This is a genomic window from Vibrio owensii, from assembly GCF_002021755.1.
GTDB classification, from domain to species: Bacteria; Pseudomonadota; Gammaproteobacteria; order Enterobacterales; family Vibrionaceae; genus Vibrio; species Vibrio owensii.
On record NZ_CP019959.1, the window covers coordinates 2,586,667 to 2,604,714 of the forward strand.

The window sequence follows — 18,048 nt, forward strand, 5'->3', positions numbered from 1 at the left end:
GTTCCTCGGTTTACCAATAGAAATATTGCATTGCGAAAACTTGAGCATCGCCCGTCACGTTGTCATCCCCGACAGCAAAGCGACTATCAAATGCGGTTGCCCATGTGCCGTTGGCGTATTCCCACCACACGCCGGCGTTGATGTAAGAAGTGATTTCGTCTTCAGCGGTGTCTGATTCAAAGTTGGCGTAGTTGTAGGCCGCTGATAGATAGACGCCCGGAGCGGCTTCATACCATGCACTGGTCATAAAGCCTGATTCGCTGCCGTCTGAGACTTGGTTACCTTTATCGGTGTCGTGCCATACACGCGCGGCAACGTTTTTGTATTCCGCGCCAATGAGGAACAGTTCACCACCGTCGTTGTTACGGACTTCTGCGCCGCCCATAAGTGTTAAGTGCTCGGTAATGTCGTATTGGATGTAACCGTTGACCATGGCGTTCTTATCGATCCATTGATCAGCAAAGCGGTCGTATTTACCAAAGTTGACCCAAGAATCATCTTCAGAGAAGTCCGACTCAGGAGCGGCTGAAATGCTGTAGCGGAATTTACCTTCAAGGTTTTGGATCTTAGCGCCCAAGAACACGTCTCGCGTATTGGAGATCACGTAGCCATATTCGACCGTCGCATCGCCCCACCATTGAACGTCATCCAGAGAAGAGTCCATACGGCCAATCATAAACTCGGTGTTGCCATCGGTGCGGTAACCGGCATAGAAACGGTTGAAGCCACCCTCGAAGCCTCCCCAACCATGGCCTGTCGCCCAAGCATTGCCATCGTCATCGGCTTGAACTGTCCAGCCTTCCATATAAGCAAGACCAAACCAGTTACCGTATTGGACAGCGAGGCCACCCTCGATGTAAGTGCCGTCTGCGTAGCGGCCTTTGTTTTCGCCTTCTAACGCGACATGGCCACCAACGCCTAATTCGCCGTAAAAGTCGAAGCTGACTTCTGCGTCGGATTTTGGAGGTTGAGTAGGGCTATGGTCAGCTTGGCTTTCAGATGCATGGACATTGACAGCGGTAAGAATCAATCCGGACAAAACAGTTTTAGTAAAACAAGTCTTCATTTTAATCACTTCTTAATTGAGTAGGATTTATGGTTTGCTGACGTGGCTGAATTTATATGGGGGTGCTCTAAAGGCTTTAGGATCAGCTCGTCTGCAAACTTGGGATCAATTTTATCGATCAAATGGTATTTGATTAAATGCTATATAGTTAAATTGTGATCGATATTTAGTAAAGTTTTACTTGCCGCTTTTATGGATTGAGAGCGCTTATATAGGAAGAGGGCATGATGGTTTTTGCTATGTAATTGCGCCCTAGAATGCGTTTGAAGAGCGGTGGTTTTGCAGGGGAAGCAGGACAAAAGCAAAAAGAGCATCACGAGGATGCTCTTTGAATAATTGGGAATTAACGCTTATTTATGATTGCGTTACTGGCTCTTGCGCCTTTTCTTGCGTTGATTGTTGTTTGATAGCTTGCTTCTTTTCAAAGCGAGAGATCCACCACCAAGCCAGAGCAGAGAAGACGGCCGTCATAAACACGTTGATGAAGAACGCACGTACCAAATCAACACCTGTTGGGAATGCCGAAGCGGTCATGCTCACCACGAAGATGACAATCAGTACAGAAACCACACTCATGCCCACTTTGCGTGAACCCATACGGAAGTCGCGCGGTGTATCGTCGTGTTTTAGACGGAACACAAAGTATGCAATCATGATGAAGATTGGTGGTAGCATCGCCGTACCTGCGGTTAGGTTGATCGCTTGGTTCATCATGTCTTGCACGGATTCTGAACCAAAGCCGTTGACGATCAGCATCACCACAACGAACGCGAATTGCCACCATGCTGCACGTACTGGAACACCGTGTTCGTTTAGCTCTGTGGTTTTCTCGCCGTACACACCTTTTGGAATTTCAGAGAAGTGAATTTTTACTGGTGCTGCAGTCCACATCATCATTGAGCCAAACATCGCGATGAACAAGATGATGCCAACGAAGCGGCCAACCAATGCTGTTGAAATGTCGAAGTATTGCGCCATACCGGTAAAGATTTCTACCATGCCGCCTGCGTATGTTAAGTCTTCACGCGGAACGAACACGTTCACCAAAAGTGAGCCAATAGCGTACATCGCACCAATCAAGATGCCCGCCATGATGATCACTTTGATGAAGGCTTTTTGACCGCCTTTTACGTCTTTCAGGTAAGCCGCTGCGGTTTCTGCACCGCCTGCTGCTTGGAAGATCCAACACATAATGCCTAGCGTCGCCCAGTTAATGGTTGGGCTCATTGCCTCTAGTGTGATTGGTTCAGCTGGCGTGTAAGTGTCGCCGCCTAATGCCATTAGCGCGCCGAGAACGTAAATGCCGAATAGTGCAAACACACCGTAAGCAACCAGCTCAGAAATTTTGCCCAACCAAGATGCGCCTTTGGTTGAAATGTGGGTCGCCGCTGCGAACAGAACAATCGAGATCACCGACGTCACCATTGGTGAGAAGGTGTATTCGTAACCAAGCATTGCGTAAGACGCGTAAGCAATCACGTTTGGTAGCAGAGACACAAACCAGAATAGGTTTACGAACCAGTATAGGAACGAACCTAGGTAAGCGGCTTTAGAGCCAAGCGGTTGTTTAAGCCAGTCGTACATGCCTGACTCAGAGTTTTTGTTCGCCGAAACGAACTCCGCAATGATGAATACAAATGGAATGAAGTAAACGATCGTCGCGAAAAGGAAGATAGGGGCAGAGCTAAGGCCAAGCTCAATGTTGTTGTTCACGATGTTACGGACGTTAAATACCGCCGCAAATGTCATCGACAGCAAGGCGAATTTGCCAATGGTGCCGCGCATAGATTCAGACATAGAGTCCTCCGATGAATCACGTCAATTCCCTTCGTAACTCAGTGATAGTGCTATTGACCGTTTTATCATCCTTGGGCGAATATTATTCGTAATCGCATGGGATTGCTGAGGTCTACAACTGATCTGTGATCTGAATTACTTTGGGTTTATTTAATTATTTTGTTGTTAGGCCAGACGCGTTGTCTGGCCTTGCCTGTAAGCCGTTATTTATTTAGGAAATAGCCATCTTCGATGGTCACTTTGAGCACCACTTTTCTTACTCGGTTGTCACCGTGGAAGCGGTACGCTTTATCGTTATCAAAAATTGCAACTTGGCCTTCGCAAAGCTCACGAGTCTCACCTTGACCGGAGAGTAATTCGCGGTCAGTTTCATCTCGGTATGCTTGCTCTAGGCGTAAATCGGATTTGTCGGCGAACTCCACTGTTTCGCGACCTTCTAGGTAGTAATGCACATCGAAGTAGCGGCGGTTACCTTCAAACAGGTCGGTTTGTTTCGTGCCGTCTTCAATCATGTAAACCAGAGAGTCACCAATCGAATACATCACGCCGTCTTTGATGTTGGCGATGTTCTCAATCGCTTCCACGCAGCGGTTCCATTTACGACCGTCGCGGTACACGACTTTGAATTGTTCTAAGTTGTCTAACACGATCATGGATTACGCCTCGTTTGCTGTTTGAGTATTAGGTTGAGTGAAGAACGCATTGTCGAAATCATGGTTTGCCATGGCTTGTGCACTGCAATCGCCTGCTTGAAGTGGCATCAGTGTTAGGCCATAGCGGAACTCGTCCATGTAAACGCGGTATGAATCAAGCACTTCGCTGCCCCATGAGTTTGAGCCCAGCCCCATCACTTGATGGTCAAGGTTGAGCGTGATGTAGCCGCTCTTCTCTAGCTCAATGGTGTGTTGCGCGTCGTGCAGGTTTTGATTGGTGTAGAACCAAGCGCTGAAGTTGATTTCTTGCTGTGGTTTCACCAACAGCCCCGTGCCGTGGCGATTCGTCAGTGACGCCCAACGAACGTGTTGGCGGTTGCCGTTGTTTTGTGGGAACGGGTAGTTCTCAAACATGTCGGCTACTGTGCTGTGGTAAACATCAATCAAGTTCGCTTGGCGGCTGTCTTGGTAGTTTTCTTCAGGGCCACGACCGTAGTAACTCACTTGGTCAAAGCTGCCGTTAATGCCCAAATCCAAGCCAATCACAGGGATTACGTGCGGGTAATCGCCATAGCGTTCTCCGCTCAGTTCCACATTCAAATGACCTTGTGCGTTGATTTGGTAGCGGTAGGTACAGCGCATGCCAAAATCGAACACAGGAGGCGCAATGATGCTGGTGGTCGTAATCGAAACCGATTCATCCGTAGCTTCGACTTGTAGCGTGCGGAAGTGCTCTTGCATGATTTGCAAGTGTGCTGGGTGCCACAACCCTTCGTACTCTTGTTTGTGGTTATCAATCATTGGCTTGAAGAAGTTCAGTCTAGGTTCTGACTGAATCAGCTCTTCACCATTGACGCGCCAAGAGGTCAGCTTGCCGTTGACTTTAGAGAAGGTCAGAGTGAAGTTGTGACCTTCAATCACATGTTCCAAGCGGCTTTCTGAGGTGACTAACGCTTGTGCATTGTGGCTAACAAATTCGGCTTCGCTTGCTGTGTTCTCTTTCAGTTGGAATTGGTACACCGCGATGTCGTGGTTCGCTTCGCTGTACAAAGTGCGGCTGTCTTTACGCACGGTGAAGTTGATAAAGGCTTCACGCTCGTCCAGTTCTGGCAGATTAATTGTGATTTCACGCGCGCTGTTCGCTGCAAGTTCTTCGACCTTAAACTGCACGCTGCGCAGCGTTTCACCTTCCGCTCGGACATCTGCCGTGATGGTGTAATCATCAAGGTTGGTAAACCACAATTTGTTCTCTACGCTGAAGGTGTTTGTCTTGCCTTCTACTGCTTGAATTTTCACTGGAGCGATGACTTGTTTGTACTCTTTCAAGCCCGGTCCAGGTGTTTGATCTGGGTAAATCAAACCATCCATACAGAAGTTGTAGTTATTCGGGTAATCGCCGTAATCACCGCCGTATTTGTAAAACTCTTGGCCGTTTTCATCACGTGCTAATACGCCGTGATCACACCATTCCCATACGTAGTGACCTTGAATGTGGTCGTGCGCATAGAACACGTTTTGGTATTCCGTTAGACCGCCAGGGCCGTTACCCATTGCGTGTGCGTATTCACAAATGATGCGTGGTTTCTCGTGTGGGTGCTCCCCAAAGTGATTCATGAGCTGCGCACGTGAGTACATGGTAGAAATCACGTCGACAACTTCTGCATCACGGTCTTCTTCGTAATGCACCAAACGGGTGTCATCAATCGCTTTGGTTGCGTCGTACATTGCGCGGATATTGCAGCCGTAACCGGACTCGTTACCCAGTGACCACATGATGATGGAAGGGTGGTTCTTTTGCGCATGAACGTGGCGTTCTGCGCGGTCAACAAACACACTTTCCCATGCTGCATCGTTGGTGATGCGGCTGAGATCGCCAACGTTCGCGAAGCCGTGGGTTTCTACGTCGGTTTCTGCCATTACGAACAAGCCGTAAATGTCACACAGTTCGTAGAAGCGTGGGTCGTTAGGGTAGTGCGCGGTGCGAACTGAGTTGATGTTGTGCTGTTTCATCAAAATCAGATCTTTCTCGATGCGCTCCATGCCAACTGCACGACCTTTTAGGTGGTCGTTATCGTGGCGGTTCACACCGTGCAGCATTACGTATTGGTTGTTGATGTAGAACAGACCATCACACACTTTGATGTCGCGGAAGCCAACACGTTGCGGAATCACCTCAATCACATTGCCTTGTGCATCTTTCAGTGTGATGAACAGTTGGTATAGGTATGGATTTTCCGCTGTCCAATGGGTTGGGTTCACTACATCAATGGCAAAGCTTGTTTGGCTGTTGTCTTGGATAGTCAGTGCATCACATTGGCCATTAGCAATCACTTTACCTTTGTCTTGGAGCGAGTATTCCAGCGTGTAACCAGAAGCAGCCGCAGTAGACAGGTTTTCTAGCTCAACTTGGCAGCTTAAAGTAGCACTTTGGTAATCGTCGGCGAAATCAGTACGAACAGTCAGATCTTGGACGTGAACGTGCTCTTTTCCGACAAGGTAAACATCACGGAAGATACCCGCCGTCCACCACATGTCTTGGTCTTCAATGTAAGTCGAATCTGCCCATTGCATGACGCGCACAGACAATAAGTTTTCGCCTTGTTGAACGTAAGAAGAAATGTCGAACTCAGCGGTTAAGCGGCTGCCTTTGCTAAAGCCAACGTAATGACCGTTTACGTAAACTTCAAAGTAAGTTTCAACGCCATCAAATTTGATGATGGTTTGTTTGTTGTCCCATTGTTGGCCAAGCGTGAAAGTGCGTTGGTATGCGCCAGTTGGGTTGTCGGTTGGGACAAACGGTACGTCGATAGGGAATGGGAAACCTTCGTCAGTGTATTGAAGGTCACCGTGGCCTTCCATTTGCCACATGTTTGGAACGGTAATGCGTCCCCAGTCTTCCATTTTTTGAGAGTAAAACGCTTCAGGTACCAAAAGCGGGTTAGTGAAGTAGTTGAATGTCCATTGACCACTCAGCAGTTTAAAGCGGCTGCTCAGCTCGCGTTGGAACGTTTGTGCGTTTTTAACGGAATCGTATGAGAAGAAGTAAGCACGTGGTGCCATACGGTTCTCATGTAGGTGAAGGAAGTTTTCCCAGTTGTTCACGTTTGTTCTCCCCTCGGCTTAGCTTGGTCATGTCGGCGCGGTATTGTCAGCGTCGAATCTGCCCAAGAGAAATGCAGCCGATGTATTGTGAAAAGGCTTATGAGTTATCTGGGAAAGATATTAGTAAAAGTTTTACTAAAATAAATTAGTGAAAACGTTTAACTTTAACTCGATCACGTTTTAATACGTGATTGGTGAGCAAGATGTGATCAGCGTAGAGGAATAACATCCCAAGCTTATTTGCAGGGTAAAATGAGTAAAAAATGACGGGAATTTAGATAAGGGAAATAAAAAAGCACTGAGGATTCAGTGCTTTATAAAATAAGGATGAGGTGGGAGAACTACTTAGTCGTGCCGCGCAGTTTGAGTTTGCTTGGTACGTGAACTTGCAATGGCAGTGCACGGCCATCGCGGTATTTTTCTACCAATAAGTTTACCCCTTGTATGCCCATCATCTCTGAGTGAATTCGCACGGTAGAGAGCGGTGGGAAAGTAAAGCGAGCAGTTGGAATGTCATTCACACTGATAAGAGCAATGTCTTGTGGAATGTTCAAACCGAACTCATGGATGGCACGTAAAACCCCAATCGCAATCGAGTCTGATGCGATAAAGAGTGCTGTCGGAAAGTCGCCTTTTGCTAACATCGCTTTGGCTAAATCGTAACCCGATAGGCTAGAAAAATCGCCGCGGTAAATGTCGTTCTCTGATACGACACCTTTTAGGTTGCCGTATTCTACAAACGCGTTTTCACGAATGTCCGCTGTGTTGGGTTCGTCTTGCCCGCCAATGAAACCAATGCGCTGATAACCTTGCTCGACAAAGAAGTCGACGACTTGCTTACTGATGCGAGCAAGATCGATATCAACACTGTCGTACACGCTGTCGCTGTCTGAGAAGTCGATATAACAAATGCTGTCTGCGAGGCGCTTAGGTAGTTTATTGATGATCGCTTTATCGGTTTTACCAACCAAAAGGATACCGGTGATCTTTTGCGTTTCGACATCGATGACGCTGTCGTAGCAGTTGGTTAATGTAATGCCCAATCTATCGCACTGGGTTTCAATCCCGTGACGAATCGACAGGTAGTAGGGGTCATTCACCTCTGCTTCTTGCTTGTAGTTATACAAAGCTAAAAAGTGGTGTTTTTGTTTCGCCTCTTTGGTGGCTTTTTTCGAACTGCTGGTGCGGTATTCCAGCTTTTCAGCAATCTCTAAGATGCGGTGTTTGGTTTCTTCTTTTACGCTCAGAGTCGGATCGTCATTCAACACGCGTGAGACGGTTGCAAGTGAGACGCCCGCTTCTGTAGCGATATCTTTTAGTGTTGCCATGTTCACTTCCCGTTGGCAAAGCTCACTGTCCCAGTGAGATAAGCAATAATCCCACCATTGTAAACAGCTACTTATGGATGCACAAATTTTTAGTAAAACTGTGCGAGGAGTGAAATGAAGATACCACCGCGAGAAGGGGGATTTTTAAGCAAACAAAAGCCCGAACGGCTAGGACAATCCGTTCGGGCTTTGTTATTTACTCTCACGACTTAAAACGAGTGGTAAGGCGATAAGGTTAAACCTAAGACTTTTTACCTTTGGTTTTATCTGGATCGACAAGTAAGTGATCAAACACATGGCGAATGAATGGTGCCCCGACTTTTGAACCACCGTTACCGTGCTCAATCACAACGGTCGCTACGTATTTTGGATGGTCGTACGGTGCAAAGGCAGTGAACAACGCATGGTCAAGCAGGTGGCTAGCAAGCTTTTTCGAGTTGTAGACTTCGTCTTTACGCAAGCCAAATACCTGCGCCGTCCCCGATTTACCGCCGCTGCTGTACTCTGCGCCTTTAAATGCGCGGCGACCAGAACCATGTGCGCCATTGTTTACCAAGCGCATCGCGTTGATTGGAATGTCCCAGTATTTATCTGGCACACCTTCAATTGGCGGCAGGTCTTTCGGTGCAACGTCGACTTGGTTTTCAAACTCTTCACCATGTTCAATCACGGCTTTAAGTAGGTGAGGTGCTTTCATTTCACCATGGTTAATAAGGAATGAAGTCGCTTTGGCGATCTGCATTGGAGTCGCTGTCCAATAGCCTTGACCTATACCGATAGGCACAGTATCGCCCTGATACCAAGGCGTGCGGTGGCGTGCGACTTTCCACTCGCGGGTCGGCATGTTCGCACTGCTCTCTTCATAAATATCGATACCGGTTGGCAAGCCAAAGCCGAACTTGTTCATCCATTTCGAGATGCGGTCGATGCCAAGGTCAAAGGCAGTTTGGTAGAAGAAAGAGTCCACGGATTCTTCAATCGCTTTGGTAACATCAACATTACCGTGACCCCAACGTTTCCAATCTCGCCATGCTTTTGAATTCGGTTTCGAGCCAGGAATACGCCAAGAGCCGTGATCGTTACGCACCGTCGTTGGCGTAATCACATGTTCCTCAAGCCCCGCCACTGCCATAAATGGTTTCACGGTTGAAGCCGGAGGGTAAACACCAAGCGTAGTGCGGTTTACCAAGGGATGAGCAGGATCGTTCAATAGTGAACGGTACGCCTTGCTGGAAATGCCGTTCACAAATGGGTTGGGGTCATAACTTGGGCTAGATGCCATTGCGAGTACGCTGTTGTCTCGTGGGTCGAGCACCACAGCACTACCTTGGCGATGGTCGAGCTCTTTGTAGACGTATTCTTGTAACTCGATATCAAGGTTTAGCACGATGTCTTTACCCGGAATCGGCGGTACGTATTTGATGGTGCGAATGACACGGCCGCGGCTGTTTACTTCGACTTCTTCGTAGCCCTTGGTGCCATGGAGAAGGTCTTCGTAGTAGCGCTCAACGCCCAACTTGCCGATGTTTTGCGTTGCTTGATAGTTCTGCGCTTTGCCTTCTTCATCAAGGCGACGCAAATCTCGGTCGTTGATGTGCGAAACGTAACCCAGTACGTGCGTCAGCTTTTCACCGTAAGGATAAAAACGCTTGAGGTCGGCAGTCACAAACACGCCATTAAACTCATGCTGATGAACAGAAAAGCGCGCGACTTGTTCGTCATTCAGCTCATTCATGATGGTGACAGAACGAAAGCGACGTGTGTGCTTGTAGCGTTTTTTAAAAGCGTCGACTTGTTCTGGGGTGATGTCGACGTAATGACGCAACTTTTCAATTAGTGCATCTGGATCGCCTGCTTGCTCTGGGATCATGTCAAGGTTGTAAACCGGGCGGTTCTCCGCCAGCAATACGCCATTTCGGTCGTAGATCAAGCCGCGTGTTGGCGCGATAGGCAGGATTTTGATTCGGTTGTCGTTAGAACGAGTTTGATAATCTTTAAAGTGGTTAACCTGCAAGTTGTACAGGTTCGCGACCAATCCACCCAGCAAAATAACCATGCCGAGGAAGGCAACGATGGCACGGTTCTTAAACAACCGCACTTCTTGGTTGTGGTCTCGAAATTCGTTTCGCTTGCGTAGCATGAGGGCCCTTCAGATCTGTTTTTATTCTTTGCATGCCCCGATAAAAGGAAAAGACGCGATTTGAGTCTTGTTACAAAAGGTTACATTTGGGGCGGGGCTACTGTAGCGGGCTTTATCTCTCGTTTTGTAAGAGCAATGTCAGGTATCGATTGCGGAAAATCATCTTTCTGGTTTGCGTGAATCACCGTGTTTTTCTTACATTGTGTAAACGTTTATACATGTAAGTGTCATAAATCTTTCCCATTTTCCTGCTCTAACCCAATTTTCTTTATTTTTATTGATTTTTAATCGTGATGTAATTTTGTGGAAACGTTTACACTATTTTGAGTTTGATCACGGATCTGGATCGGTTTTGATTGGTAGACTTTTAGCCAGTTAAGAGATGAGCGAATTTGCTTGGTGAGCAGGCTCAACCAATTTCCAAGCATCGAGCAGCAAAAGTGGAGAAGCAAAAGTGAAAGTTCTTGTCACAGGCGGTATGGGGTACATCGGCAGTCACACATGTGTCCAGATGATTGAAGCAGGTATGGAGCCAATCATTGTCGACAACTTGTGTAATGCCAAAGTGGAAGTGTTAAGCCGCATTGAAGCGCTAACCGGTAAGCAACCGGCTTTCTACCAAGGCGACATTCGCGATGAAGCCTTTTTGGACTCAGTATTTGCCAAGCATGACATTCAAGCTGTGATTCACTTTGCTGGCCTGAAAGCGGTGGGCGAATCTGTCGCGAAACCATTGGAATACTACGACAACAATGTGAATGGCTCATTGGTGTTGGCGCGCAGCATGCGTAAAGCGGGCGTGAAAAGCATTGTATTTAGCTCATCGGCAACGGTTTACGGCGATCCTGACATTGTGCCGATTACGGAAGACTCTCCAACGGGGGCTACCACTAACCCATATGGTCGCAGTAAGTACATGGTGGAAGAGTGCTTGAGCGATTTGTTCAATGCAGAAAACGACTGGAGCGTGACTTTGCTGCGCTACTTCAACCCAGTTGGTGCGCATCCATCGGGTACTATGGGTGAAGACCCTCAGGGCATCCCGAACAACTTGATGCCGTTTATCGCGCAAGTGGCAGTAGGCCGCCGCGAAAAACTGTCGGTATTTGGCAATGACTACCCGACGCCGGATGGCACAGGCGTGCGTGATTACATCCACGTGATGGACTTGGCTGATGGCCATATCGCAGCGCTGAAATCGGTAGGTGAAAAGGCTGGTTTGCACATTTACAACCTAGGCACGGGCAAAGGCTCTAGCGTTCTTGAGATGGTAGAAGCGTTCGCAGCGGCTTGCGGTAACCCAGTGCCTTACGAGCTTTGTCCTCGTCGCCCGGGTGACATTGCAGAATGCTGGGCAAGTACAGATAAAGTGGAGCGAGACCTTGGCTGGAAAGCGACGCGCAGTGTTGCGGAAATGACGGCAGATACGTGGAAGTGGCAGTCAAACAACCCGCAAGGCTATTCCCCTGCGTAATTGAAGCTGCAGCGTTGTTGATTGACCGCCTAGCTGCAACTCCAATTTCATTGGGGAATGCAGATGAAAGAAATTTTAAAAGTTGAGTAAGTAAGATGTCGAATGTTGAATTTAACCCAGTGGATCACCCACACCGTCGTTACAACCCTCTAACGGGTCAGTGGATTTTAGTGTCACCGCATCGTGCAAAACGTCCTTGGAGTGGTGCTGATGAGAAACCTGCAATTGATGAGCTACCAAGCTACGACGAGAAGTGTTTCCTTTGCCCAACCAACGAGCGTATTTCTGGTGATGTAAACCCAGATTACCAAGGCACGTATGTGTTCCAAAATGACTTCGCAGCACTGATGGTGGACTCTCCAGATGCTCCTGAGTCAGATAGCCCACTGTTCAAAACGCAAGGTGTACGCGGGTTGAGCCGAGTGATTTGTTTCTCGCCTGATCACAGCAAAACTTTGCCTGAGCTACCGGTCGACAAAATCCGTGGCGTGATTGACACGTGGAATGATCAAATCGAAGAGTTGGGTAAAGACTACGTTTGGGTTCAAGCATTCGAGAACAAAGGTGAGACCATGGGTTGTTCTCAGCCTCACCCACACGGTCAAATCTGGGCAAACAGCTTTTTGCCAAACGAAATCGAGCGCAAAGAACACAACTTAAAAGCTTACTACCAAGAGCATGGCAGCAACTTGCTGGTGGATTACGTGCAAGCTGAACTTAAAGATGGTTCACGCACCGTGGTTGAGACCGAACACTGGGTTGCTGTTGTTCCTTACTGGGCGGCGTGGCCATTCGAAACCATGCTACTTCCTAAAACGCACATTCGTCGAATGAGTGAGCTAACCGATGAGCAACGTGATGACCTTGCGGTTGCAATCAAAAAGCTAACCAGCCGTTACGACAACCTATTCCAATGTTCTTTCCCTTACTCAATGGGCTGGCATTACGCGCCGTTTTTTGAAGAAGGTACCGATATCGACCATTGGCAACTGCATGCATTGTTCTACCCGCCACTGCTACGTAGTGCAACGGTTCGTAAGTTCATGGTTGGTTATGAAATGTTGGCAGAAAGCCAACGCGACCTAACCGCAGAACAAGCGGCGCAGCGTCTGCGTGACCTAAGCGATGTGCATTACAAAGAGCAATAACGCCTCAAAGTAGATTGATAACGAATAACGGGATAGCGCGACTTTACAGATAGAAAGTTAGGCTCAACGCGCTATCCCAATACCAAATTTATAATTTAAGAGAACGTCCCTATGTCTGATCTAATCCAAAATGTGAAAACCTCTTTTGAACAAGTGCTGGGTTACGCGCCAAGCCACATTATTCAAGCCCCTGGTCGTGTAAACCTGATTGGTGAGCACACTGATTACAACGATGGTTTTGTACTGCCATGTGCGATCAACTACCAAACTGTTGTGGCGGCAGCGAAGCGTGAAGACAACTTAGTACGCGTAGTTTCTGTGGATTACGGCAATGCCGTTGATGAATTCGACATCACGCAAGAAATCACATTCCAGCAAGACAAAATGTGGGCGAACTACATTCGCGGTGTAGTGAAGTGTCTTCTTGCTCGTGGTTACCAATTCTCTGGTGCGGATATTTCTGTTAGCGGTAACGTGCCTCAAGGTGCGGGTTTAAGCTCGTCCGCAGCGTTGGAGGTCGTGATTGGTCAAACATTCAAAGTGCTGTTCAATCTTGAAATCAGCCAAGCGGAAATCGCGCTAAACGGCCAACAAGCAGAGAACGAATTTGTTGGTTGTAACTGCGGCATTATGGACCAAATGATTTCGGCAGAAGGTCGTGAAAACCACGCGATGCTGTTGGACTGCCGTAGCCTAGAAACCGAAGCTGTATCAATGCCGGAAGACATGGCCGTTGTGATCATCAACTCAAACAAAAAACGTGGCTTGGTAGACAGTGAATACAATACACGTCGTGAGCAGTGTGAAGAAGCTGCACGAATTTTCGGTGTGAAAGCACTGCGTGATGTGACCATTGAACAGTTTAACGAGAAAGTCTCTGAACTAGACGAAATGGTCGCAAAACGTGCTCGTCACGTAATCACAGAAAACGACCGCACGGTAGAAGCAGCACAAGCACTTCGCGCACACGACATGAAGCGTATGGGTGAACTGATGGCTGAGTCTCATGCTTCTATGCGTGATGATTTCGAAATCACAGTCACAGAAATCGATACGTTAGTTGAGATGGTGAAAGAAGTGATTGGTGAGCAAGGTGGCGTGCGCATGACGGGCGGCGGCTTTGGTGGTTGTATCGTTGCGATTGTACCGCCAGCATTGGTTGACGAAGTGAAAGCAACGGTAGAAGCGAAGTACCAAGCAGCAACGGGCCTAAAAGAATCCATCTACGTGTGCCAAGCGAAAAACGGCGCTGGTTTAGTCGAAGTACTTTAAGTGCAAAATTACTTTAAGTTCAAAGTGCTTTAAGACGCAGTAGGAGCGAGAGATGACTGAGCCGTTAACTATCACGATGACACAGCAGGCCACCTTTGATGGCGCGCCTGCCAACGTGGTCGAACTGAAAAATAACACAGGCATGAGCGTTACCTTTATGGATATTGGCGCGACATGGCTGAGTTGTCGTTTACCTTTGGCGAATGGGGAGTTGCGTGAAGTGCTTCTCGGAGTGGGGACGATGGGGAGTTTCATGCAGCAACAGTGTTACATGGGTGTCACTGTTGGTCGCTACGCAAACCGCATCGCCAATGGTCTTTTTGAAGTGAATGGCGAAGTATTTCAAGTGTCTACTAACCAAGCGGGCAACTGTCTGCATGGTGGTGAAGAAGGTTTTGATAAACGTCGTTGGAAGATTGAGTCTCACTCGAATCAGCAAGTGACGTTCTCTTTGTTGTCTGAAGATGGCGATCAAGGTTTTCCAGGTAATCTAGAAGTGCAAGTGACGTATACATTGACTGATGATAACCAAGTGAGCATTGAGTACTTCGCTAAGACAGATAAAGCAACACCGATAAACTTGACCAACCATGCCTACTTCAATTTGTTGGGGGCAGAAGCGGACTTAGATTGTCGTTCGCATCGCTTAACCATCGTTGCAAGCCAATACTTACCAACCTCTGAGGTCGGTATTCCGCTGGGTGAATTGCAAGATGTGAAAGGCACTGGATTTGACTTTAGAAGTGAAAAACCAGTTTCAGAACATTTCTTACAAGATGAACAACAGGTTGCCGCCAAAGGGTATGACCATAGCTACCTATTCGATGCTCATCGTGATGTTTCAAAACCAGTCGCGCTGGTGGTTTCTCCTGATGAAAAAGTGCACCTGTCAGTAGTGACAAACAAGCCTGCGATGCAATTGTACACGGGCAACTGGTTAGCTGGCGCACCAAATCGCCGTGGCGGTGAATATAATGATTACGCGGGTTTGGCGTTAGAAACGCAGTTTTTACCAGATTCGCCAAACCATGCTGAGTGGGCGCAGCCAAGCTGTATTCTTGAGCCTGAACAAGAGTACCGCTTCTGCACCACTTATCAGTTTGCCTTCTAGGTAAACTGAGCATTTTCGAGCTTTTGGGTTACCGTAGGCTTTTTGCTCACAGTAGGTCAAAAGCTCATCAAAAGCTCATCAAAAGTTGGCAAAATAACGCTCTCTACAAACACCCCAAAAAGAAAAAGCTCTGTCACTTCGGTGGCAGAGCTTTTACTTTGTAACCTTTCTTGGCACTGAATAGCGCGATATTTTAAAGACGATCCACCGAGTTACGGCGCACTAAAGTCGGGCTAAAGATGATGGTGTCATCTTCCACTTGTTCATCACGCGATAACGCTAATGCCAAACGCGCGGCACGCTCTGCCATCATTTCGATTGGGTAACGAATCGTGGTCAAACTTGGATTGACGAAGCGAGCAATTAAGCCATCGTCGAAGCCAACCATGGACACTTTTTCTGGTACGTCGATGCCGTTTTGGTCTAACGCTGCCAGCGCGCCTGCTGCCATGTAGTCGTTGTACGCCACCACGCCAGTGATTGCGAGTGATTTGGTCAGCAGATTGGTCATGGCTGTTTCGCCGCCGTCACTGTTTGGTTCGCCATATTCGACATAGCTTTTTGATAGCTCGATATCGTGATCTTTCAGTGCTGCTTGGTAACCTTGTAAACGCTCGTCGGTATCTTCGATGTCATGGGATGAGGCGATACAAGCGATCTTTGTGTGACCATGACGAATCAAATATTCCGTCGCTAAGTACGCGCCCTTGCGGTTATCAAGAGAGATACAACGCTCGGCCAATTCTGGGATATGGCGGTTGATCAACACCATGCCTTTGACTTCTTTGGCGTAGCCGATCAGTTCTTCGTCTGATAGACCTTTAGAGTGAATCACAATGGCTTCACAACGGCTGTTGATCAGAAGTTCAAGCGCTTGGCGTTCGTCTTCTGGGTTGTGGTAGCCATTACCAATCAGAATGTGTTTGCCGTTTTCACGCGCCACGTTATCTACCGACTTCACCAGTGTGCCGAAGAACGGATCTGAGACATCACCCACAAGCACGCCCATGGTGTTAGTACTTTGGCTGACGAGTGCACGCGCTGCTGCGTTTGGACGGTAGCCCAGTTTGCTCATTGCTTGCGTCACTGCGTCGATAGAAGATTGGCTTGCTTTCGGTGATTTATTGATCACGCGAGAGACGGTCGCGACCGATACGCCGGCTTCTTTCGCGACATCCTTGATTGTTGCCATGAGGGACCTTTCGTGGGCTAAAAAACGTTAATTGGGGTATTAAACACCCATTGTGTAATAAGTGCAATCAACACCATTTTTATATTGCGATGAATTTGGTCTTACTCTATGAATTTATTGAATATATGTGATGTGTAAACGTTATCTTGGATAGGGCGTTGATTAGCCGTATGAAAACAAAAATCGCGGTCATTGATGTGACCGCGATTTGTCGTTTCTATTTTTTCTTCACAAGCCACAGAAAATGGCGCTCAGAAAGTTAGTTGTTGTTCATCCAATCAACCATTTGAGTTTTGTACACATCGCTGTTGCCGCCAAAGATAGCTTGTACGCCTGTACCGACTCGCACCACACCCGCTGCACCAAGTGCTTTCAATTTCGCTTCGTCGACTTTGTCTTGTTCTGCGACTTGGATGCGCAATCGAGTGATACAAGCATCGGTGCTTAAGATGTTTTGCTTGCCGCCAAACGCGCTAACCAATTCACTGGCAAACTCTGAACTGGTGTCATTGACGGCTTTGCTGCTGTCTTGATCTTCGCGGCCTGGTGTTTTCAGATCGAACGTTTTAATGAACCAAGTGAACACAACGTAGTACAGCGCTGCGTATGCCAAACCTAATGGGATGATCATCCAACCTTTGGTCGAAATACCAAAGAAGGTCACGTAGTCGATAAGACCTGCACTAAAGCTGTAGCCATGTTTAACGCCAAGCATGATACACAGTGGGTAAGCTAAACCCGCAATGATCGCGTGAATCACGTAAAGCACAGGCGAGATGAACAAGAACGCAAACTCGATAGGCTCAGTGATACCAGTTAGGAACGACGTTAGCGCAGCTGAGATCATGATGCCCATAACTTTGGTGCGGTTCTCTGGTTTTGCTGCACGGCCAATCGCAATTGCCGCCGCAGGAAGACCAAACATCTTGAATAGGTAACCACCTGCTAGGTTGCCCGCATTTGGGTCGCCAGCGAAGAAGCGAGGGATCTCTCCGTGGAATACTTGACCAGCAGCGTTCACAAACTCACCGGCTTGAAGCTGAATAATCACGTTAATCACATGGTGCAGACCAAATGGGATCAGAGCACGCTCTGCAGTGCCGTAAGCCCAGAATGCGACCAATGGGTTTTGCTCGGTTGCCCATGTGCCGAACCAATCAATGCCAGAGCCAATTGGTTGCCAAATAAAGGCAATCGCAATGCCCAAAAACAGCATAGAAAATGACGTCACGATCGGGACAAATCGTTTACCCGCGAAGAAGGCCAAGTAAGCTGGCATCTTAATGGTATAGAAACGGTTAAACATATACGCACCAACTGCACCGGAGATGATGCCGCCGAGCACACCTGTGTCGATATGGTCCACACCTAGCACGCCAGCCATGACTTTTAGCGTCGCGACTAATACGTAATAACCAATACCTGCCGCAACCGCACCAACACCATCATTGTTGGTAAATGAGATAGCAACGCCAAGCGCAAAGATAAGCGGCAGGTTACCAAATACCGCACCACCCGCTTCTGCCATCAATTCAGAAACTACGGGTGGAATGAACCCAAATTGCGCCGAGCCAATACCCAAAAGGATACCCGCCGCGGGCATTGAGGCTATAGGCAACATGAGCGCCTTACCGACCTTAGAAAGGTTGGCAAAAAAGTTAGCAAACATAAAAATACTCCAACTTGTTAGATAAAAATCTTGAGTGGCGCAGTCATGAATAAACTGTGGGAAGCGGGGAGATTAGCGATAGCATCGTGATTATGG

Annotated in this window: 12 protein-coding genes; 4 read left to right on the forward strand and 8 right to left on the reverse strand. The window is 47.8% G+C overall.

Going from position 1 to position 18,048, the window contains the following annotated elements; genetic code table 11:
- Positions 1-10 precede the first annotated feature (10 nt).
- From ygjJ to mrdA, 6 genes are all read right to left on the reverse strand, one after another.
- Positions 11-1,066: a protein YgjJ gene (gene ygjJ, locus A9237_RS11925; RefSeq protein ID WP_078608245.1), complete on the reverse strand. Its 1,056-nt coding sequence runs from the start codon at positions 1,064-1,066 to the stop codon at positions 11-13.
- A 354-nt stretch (positions 1,067-1,420) separates the two neighbouring features.
- Positions 1,421-2,863: an amino acid permease gene (locus A9237_RS11930; RefSeq protein ID WP_078608246.1), complete on the reverse strand. Its 1,443-nt coding sequence runs from the start codon at positions 2,861-2,863 to the stop codon at positions 1,421-1,423.
- 203 nt (positions 2,864-3,066) lie between these two features.
- Positions 3,067-3,516, reverse strand: a complete 450-nt coding sequence (locus A9237_RS11935) for a beta-galactosidase subunit beta (RefSeq protein ID WP_078608247.1) — start codon at positions 3,514-3,516, stop codon at positions 3,067-3,069.
- Between the two features lie 3 nt (positions 3,517-3,519).
- The gene (gene ebgA / locus A9237_RS11940) at positions 3,520-6,618 is read right to left on the reverse strand and encodes a beta-galactosidase subunit alpha (RefSeq protein ID WP_078608248.1); all 3,099 of its coding nucleotides are present in this window, start codon (positions 6,616-6,618) and stop codon (positions 3,520-3,522) included.
- A gap of 341 nt (positions 6,619-6,959) precedes the next feature.
- The gene (ebgR, locus tag A9237_RS11945) at positions 6,960-7,946 is read right to left on the reverse strand and encodes a transcriptional regulator EbgR (protein ID WP_005436560.1); all 987 of its coding nucleotides are present in this window, start codon (positions 7,944-7,946) and stop codon (positions 6,960-6,962) included.
- Between the two features lie 241 nt (positions 7,947-8,187).
- A complete protein-coding gene (mrdA, locus tag A9237_RS11950; RefSeq protein ID WP_005427423.1) occupies positions 8,188-10,086 on the reverse strand; it encodes a penicillin-binding protein 2 in 1,899 nt (632 codons plus the stop codon).
- Between the two features lie 454 nt (positions 10,087-10,540).
- Here mrdA and galE point away from each other — a divergent pair, with 454 nt between their 5' ends.
- The 4 genes from galE to galM all read left to right on the forward strand — a co-directional run bounded on the left by galE (position 10,541) and on the right by galM (position 15,091).
- Complete coding sequence (gene galE, locus A9237_RS11955) at positions 10,541-11,560, forward strand: UDP-glucose 4-epimerase GalE (protein WP_078608249.1); 1,020 nt, start codon at positions 10,541-10,543, stop codon at positions 11,558-11,560.
- Positions 11,561-11,655: 95 nt separating this feature from the next.
- Complete coding sequence (locus A9237_RS11960) at positions 11,656-12,708, forward strand: UDP-glucose--hexose-1-phosphate uridylyltransferase (RefSeq protein ID WP_078608250.1); 1,053 nt, start codon at positions 11,656-11,658, stop codon at positions 12,706-12,708.
- Positions 12,709-12,819: 111 nt separating this feature from the next.
- Complete coding sequence (galK, locus tag A9237_RS11965) at positions 12,820-13,980, forward strand: galactokinase (protein WP_078608251.1); 1,161 nt, start codon at positions 12,820-12,822, stop codon at positions 13,978-13,980.
- 52 nt (positions 13,981-14,032) lie between these two features.
- Positions 14,033-15,091, forward strand: coding sequence for a galactose-1-epimerase (gene galM, locus A9237_RS11970; RefSeq protein WP_078608252.1), 1,059 nt, complete (start codon positions 14,033-14,035; stop codon positions 15,089-15,091).
- 193 nt (positions 15,092-15,284) lie between these two features.
- Here the strand turns inward: galM and A9237_RS11975 are convergent, their stop codons facing one another.
- Both A9237_RS11975 and ptsG read right to left on the reverse strand, forming a co-directional pair.
- Complete coding sequence (locus A9237_RS11975; protein WP_005427398.1) at positions 15,285-16,283, reverse strand: substrate-binding domain-containing protein; 999 nt, start codon at positions 16,281-16,283, stop codon at positions 15,285-15,287.
- A gap of 259 nt (positions 16,284-16,542) precedes the next feature.
- Positions 16,543-17,952, reverse strand: coding sequence for a PTS glucose transporter subunit IIBC (ptsG, locus tag A9237_RS11980; protein WP_038879045.1), 1,410 nt, complete (start codon positions 17,950-17,952; stop codon positions 16,543-16,545).
- Positions 17,953-18,048 lie beyond the last annotated feature (96 nt).

Excerpts from the sequence above, each read along its gene's own strand:
- ygjJ (WP_078608245.1), bottom strand. The coding sequence starts at position 1,066 with ATGAAGACTTGTTTTACTAAAACTGTTTTGTCCGGATTGATTCTTACC.
- A9237_RS11930 (WP_078608246.1), bottom strand. The coding sequence starts at position 2,863 with ATGTCTGAATCTATGCGCGGCACCATTGGCAAATTCGCCTTGCTGTCG.
- A9237_RS11935 (WP_078608247.1), bottom strand. The coding sequence starts at position 3,516 with ATGATCGTGTTAGACAACTTAGAACAATTCAAAGTCGTGTACCGCGAC.
- ebgR (WP_005436560.1), bottom strand. The coding sequence starts at position 7,946 with ATGGCAACACTAAAAGATATCGCTACAGAAGCGGGCGTCTCACTTGCA.
- mrdA (WP_005427423.1), bottom strand. The coding sequence starts at position 10,086 with ATGCTACGCAAGCGAAACGAATTTCGAGACCACAACCAAGAAGTGCGG.
- A9237_RS11960 (WP_078608250.1), top strand. The coding sequence starts at position 11,656 with ATGTCGAATGTTGAATTTAACCCAGTGGATCACCCACACCGTCGTTAC.
- galK (WP_078608251.1), top strand. The coding sequence starts at position 12,820 with ATGTCTGATCTAATCCAAAATGTGAAAACCTCTTTTGAACAAGTGCTG.
- galM (WP_078608252.1), top strand. The coding sequence starts at position 14,033 with ATGACTGAGCCGTTAACTATCACGATGACACAGCAGGCCACCTTTGAT.
- A9237_RS11975 (WP_005427398.1), bottom strand. The coding sequence starts at position 16,283 with ATGGCAACAATCAAGGATGTCGCGAAAGAAGCCGGCGTATCGGTCGCG.
- ptsG (WP_038879045.1), bottom strand. The coding sequence starts at position 17,952 with ATGTTTGCTAACTTTTTTGCCAACCTTTCTAAGGTCGGTAAGGCGCTC.